This is a genomic window from Actinocorallia aurea (assembly GCF_054783995.1).
The window spans coordinates 1-4,302 of record NZ_BAAGPQ010000005.1 but is presented as its reverse complement, the minus strand read 5'-3'; the positions used below and the strand labels follow the sequence as shown (position 1 = coordinate 4,302).

Here is a 4,302-nt window from a genome sequence, read left to right as displayed (position 1 = left end):
CACGCCCGGCATAAGCAGGCCCGTAGTTGCTGTACGACGACACCACACCATCAGCACGGTGCGCGCCGACCACGAGGACACCGGGCAACAGGGCGGGGGCGATGACGCAGGCGCCGTGGTCGTTGCCGGCGGACGCGGTGACCAGGACGCCGGCGTCGACGGCGCGGGCGACGGCGCGCTTGAGCATCTCGTCGGCGTCCGCCGAGGCGGTGTGGTGGGCGATGTTGAACTGGATGATCTGCGCGCCGGCGTCCAGGAGTTCCTCGACGGCGCGGGCGGTGTGCCACGGGTCGGGCGGCAGATCCGGATGATCGGGCCGGGTGTCCCCGACGATGACGCCGCGGCATCCGGGAGCCAGGCCGGGCAGGACGGTGCCGGGCCCGCCGAACACCACGCTGGCGGTGAACGTGCCGTGCTCGCGAAGCGTGTCGTCCACCGGCCCGGCCGGACTCCACCACGGCGTGCGCACTTCCAGGTCGGCGCCGGCCAGACAGGGATGCGACAGGTCGGGAGGGCTGTCGTAGACGCCGACGATGACCGAAGGATCGCCCAGAGTATGCCGCCACAGTGCCGTGATCCCCGCGACGGCCTGGTGCGGCAGGCGCGGCGCCGGCTTCGCCGGCCGGTCCGCCCGGTCGGGCGGGCCCGGCACGCTCACTGTGGCGTCGGGCCCGCCCGCGGCCTCGTGGCCTGGCCGGGGCCATGCGTCGGATCCGGCCAGGGAGTGCGGGGCTGGGGCGTGGCGGGGCATAGTGGAACTTTCACCGATCGGGTAGAGGCCGCGGCGGGCGTGCCGACGAGCGTGGTGGTGCCGTCAGGCTTCGGGCCAGCTCCGGACCGGGCCGAGTGTGACGGGCAGGACGTCCTTGACGTCCAGGGTGAAGCGGTAGACGCGCTTGGCACGGCGGCTGTTGTCAGGGTCGAAGAAGCGCAGTTTGACGTCCCAGCAGTCGCTGTCGGGCCGTCCGTAGGGGCTCTTCTCCACGTCGATGTTCTGCAGCGCCATCCCCCGCCCGAGCGCTTCGGCGAGGGTCTCGCGGGCCTGGACGGCGTTGGTGGCGGCGAAGTTCAGCGCGCGGTCGCGGCTGGTGGCACCGAAGTTGCGCAGGTCGTAGTAGATGCGCTGGAGGAAGTCGGAGACCGCGGCCTCCAGCCGGTCCCGGTCGGAGCTCGCGCCCCGCTGGTTCTGCTGGGGCACATCGCATCCGGAGGTGATCTCGCGGGCCAGGCCCGCGACCGACCAGCCGTACAGGCCGCGGGTCAGGTTGATCTCGATGACCGGGACATGCTGGCCGTTGAACAACCGTACGGTGCGTCCCGGCAGGGTTCCGGGTACGGAGATGCGATCGACGAACTCCACGTCGTCTTCGGCCCGCTGCTGCCGGTCAAGGAACTGCACGAGCCGCTCGTACACGCCCGGGCCATAGCCGCCGACCGGCTCGACCGCGTAGACCGGGGTCAGGTCCAGATTCAGCGTCCAGACCAGTGGAGTGGCCTCGGACGGATTGGCCTGCAGGTAGTCGACCATCTGCCGGGGATCGTAGGGGTTGGCCGGCACGGTCACGCCCCTTTCCACCTCCACCGGCGGCATGAGCTGCTTGAAGGTGTCCCGGCGGGCCTCGCTGCCGAAGTCGTAGCCCAGGGTCCCCAGCGCGTACACCAGCCGCCGATCGGCGGTCCGGGCCTGCTGGGCCGAAGCGTGCACGCCGCCTGCGGCATCGGCGGGCGAGGCCGCCCCGCCGGCGGCACAGCCGCAGGCACCGGCGCTGCCGCCTTGACCCGGATCCCCGCACGACTGCAGCGCCCGGCCCGCATCGGCGGCCGACACTGCCGACGCGCTCGGGAAGGGCGCCGCGGCCATAGGCGGGACCGCGGGGGACGGAATCGCGGCAGGGTACGTTGATGTGGACGTGGTCACAGCGTTCACCGTTTTCGTGATGTTGAGGGTTCCGGTCAGATAGCGCGCGCATTGCTCGTCCCGGCCGTCCGGCAGAGGGCACGGGTCGGCGTTGGCCAGCAACAGCTCGCCGAGGCCGAGCAGGTCGAACCTGCCACTCGCCCGCAGGTGCAGACTCGCCAGCAGGGCCGCCACCCCGGACACGACGGGTGCCGCGAAGCTGGTGCCGCTCATCGTGGCCGTGCCGCCGCCGGGAACAGCGACCTTGATCTCATGGCCGGGCGCGAGCAGTCCCTGGCGGCGGAGACCATGCCCGAAGTTGCTCTGTGCCAGCGGCTTTCCCTGGTGATCGCAGGCGCCGACCGCGAGGACGCCGGGCACCGCGGCGGGCACATGGTCACACAGACAGCCGTCGTTGCCGGCGGCCGCCACCACCAGCACTCCGTCCTCGTGGCAGCGGCGCACCACCCGCATCAGCGCGTCCTCTGCCGCCGCCGCTTCGGTCAGCTGCCCGCCGCTGACGTTGATGATGTGTGCGCCGGCCTCGGCGGCCAGCTCGATCGCCCGTGCCAGCTCAAGTTGGGAGGTGCGCCGGTCGTCGGTGAACACCGGCACACTGATGGCGCGGCAGCCGGGCGCCACGCCCGCCACCGGACCATCGTGCCTTCCGAACAGCACGCCGGCCACCGCCGTGCCATGTGCCGCCGCCTGCCCTGCGGGGTCCCCTCCCGGAAAGACCTCGGTCAGTTGCGTCAGCGCCGTATCCACCAGGGCCGGATGAGTTCGGTCGACCAGACCGTCCACCACGGCCACCGTGATGTGGCTCTCCCCACGGGTCAGCTGCCACAGTCCGGGCATGCCCGCGATCGCGGAAACCTCGCCCACCGCACCCCCTCCGGGACGGAGAACCTGACTGTCCACGGTTCATCAAGAGGGCGAGTACCGGCGCCGTGCCTGCACCCGCCTCTGACCAAAGGGCTCTTGGTTACTCGTCGTCCTGACCGGCGAAGGTGGTGTAGGTGTACCACTGGTTGGACTGCGAGGCCCCCTCGGCATCGTGCGCAGCAGCGCCGGTGACGGTCCGCTCGACCGGAGCGGCCAAGCACGGCATGAGGTTCTGCGACATGGTGATGGCTCCTTTTCGCGCTGGTGGATCACCGATCAGATCCACATCGCCTATACTAAACGTAGTTGATCGGAAACTTTCTGTAGCCATCATGCGTGTCTGATGGCCTTGATCGCCGGCTCTTCTCTGAGAACCCTCGGCCACCACTTCACCGGAGGCAGTTGTGCAGAACGACGTCACCCCACCGTGCGGGGGAGCACGACCGGCTCATTGCGGTCCCCTGCCCTCCGAACCGGCCCGAGGTCTGACCCGCCAGGCGGCCTGTTCCCTGACGACCATCCATTGCCCGCACAGGAAAGAGCCGGCCAACTCCTCGTTCCCTCCACAGGTGGCGCCGGTGTGTCGCGAGCGGCTCACCGATCCTTATGCCACGGTCCGGTTGAGCACGCCCAGCACATCGGACGACGGGGCGTCCACAAGACGGCAGCGGGAACGGGCCTGGCTCCGGCTTCGGTACAACGCCAACGTCAACGACCCCGCCGCCTACCAACTGCCCACCCGCGGACAAGCCATGCTGGCGGCCCTGTAGCCGCGCCCGGTGGCCCCTCATCTCGCATTGTCAGGAGCTTTATCCATGTCCCACACGACCAGCCGCCGCCCTGGCCGTCAGGCACGGCCCAGGGCGATCGGGCGGGCAGCCTCGCCGCCGTTCCGGCCGCGGCGTTGATCGCGGTGCCCTCGACGTTGCCCGCCCAGGCGGTGCCCGGCCTCACCGCGCTGCACCGCCACACGCTGGGAGACCCTCGAGTGGTCGTCGGCATCGTCGACGGGCCGCCCGATCTGGCCCATCCCTGTCTGGCCGGCGCCGACCTGGAAGTGCGCACGCCGTGGTGGAGTCCGGCCGGGCCGGTGGACGACACGCTTCGCGAGCACGGCACGTTCACCGCCAGCGTCTTGGCGGGCCGGCCCGGCACCGTCCTGCCCGGGCTCGTCCCCGGATGCCGCGTGATCGCCCTCGGCCGGCACGCCGACATGCACGTCTCTCACGACCCGCACTGGGATGCCCGCGCCATCGAGGAACTCATCGAAGCCGGCTCCGACATCATTCAGTACGCTCCGGCCCATCACGCCGCGGCAGCCAACGCCGATCCGCTGCTCGAACGCGCCGTCGTGCACGCGATCGAGGCGGGTGTCCTGGTCACGATGTCGGCCGGCGACGTTCACGGTCGCTGCGGCATCGCCCCGACCGGGCTGCCCGGCGCGCTGTTGGTGGACTTCCACCGTGCTGATGGTGTGGTGTCGTCGTACAGCAACTACGGGCCTGCTTATGCCGGGCGTG

4 protein-coding genes are annotated in these 4,302 nt (G+C 70.7%); 1 reads left to right on the top strand and 3 read right to left on the bottom strand.

Annotated elements, in window-relative coordinates:
• The 3 genes from ACYVOM_RS08155 to ACYVOM_RS08145 all read right to left on the bottom strand — a co-directional run.
• Positions 1 to 751 (bottom strand): S8 family serine peptidase (locus ACYVOM_RS08155; protein WP_460302633.1); only part of this gene is annotated, 751 nt, incomplete at its 3' end.
• Between the two features lie 63 nt (positions 752 to 814).
• Positions 815 to 2,782, bottom strand: coding sequence for a PatA/PatG family cyanobactin maturation protease (locus ACYVOM_RS08150; protein WP_460302632.1), 1,968 nt, complete (start codon positions 2,780 to 2,782; stop codon positions 815 to 817).
• Positions 2,783 to 2,882: 100 nt separating this feature from the next.
• Complete coding sequence (locus ACYVOM_RS08145; RefSeq protein WP_460302631.1) at positions 2,883 to 3,068, bottom strand: hypothetical protein; 186 nt, start codon at positions 3,066 to 3,068, stop codon at positions 2,883 to 2,885.
• Positions 3,069 to 3,686: 618 nt separating this feature from the next.
• On the opposite strand from ACYVOM_RS08145, the gene ACYVOM_RS08140 reads away from it, so the two are divergent.
• On the top strand, positions 3,687 to 4,302 hold a 616-nt coding region (locus ACYVOM_RS08140; RefSeq protein ID WP_460302630.1), incomplete at its 3' end, for a S8 family serine peptidase.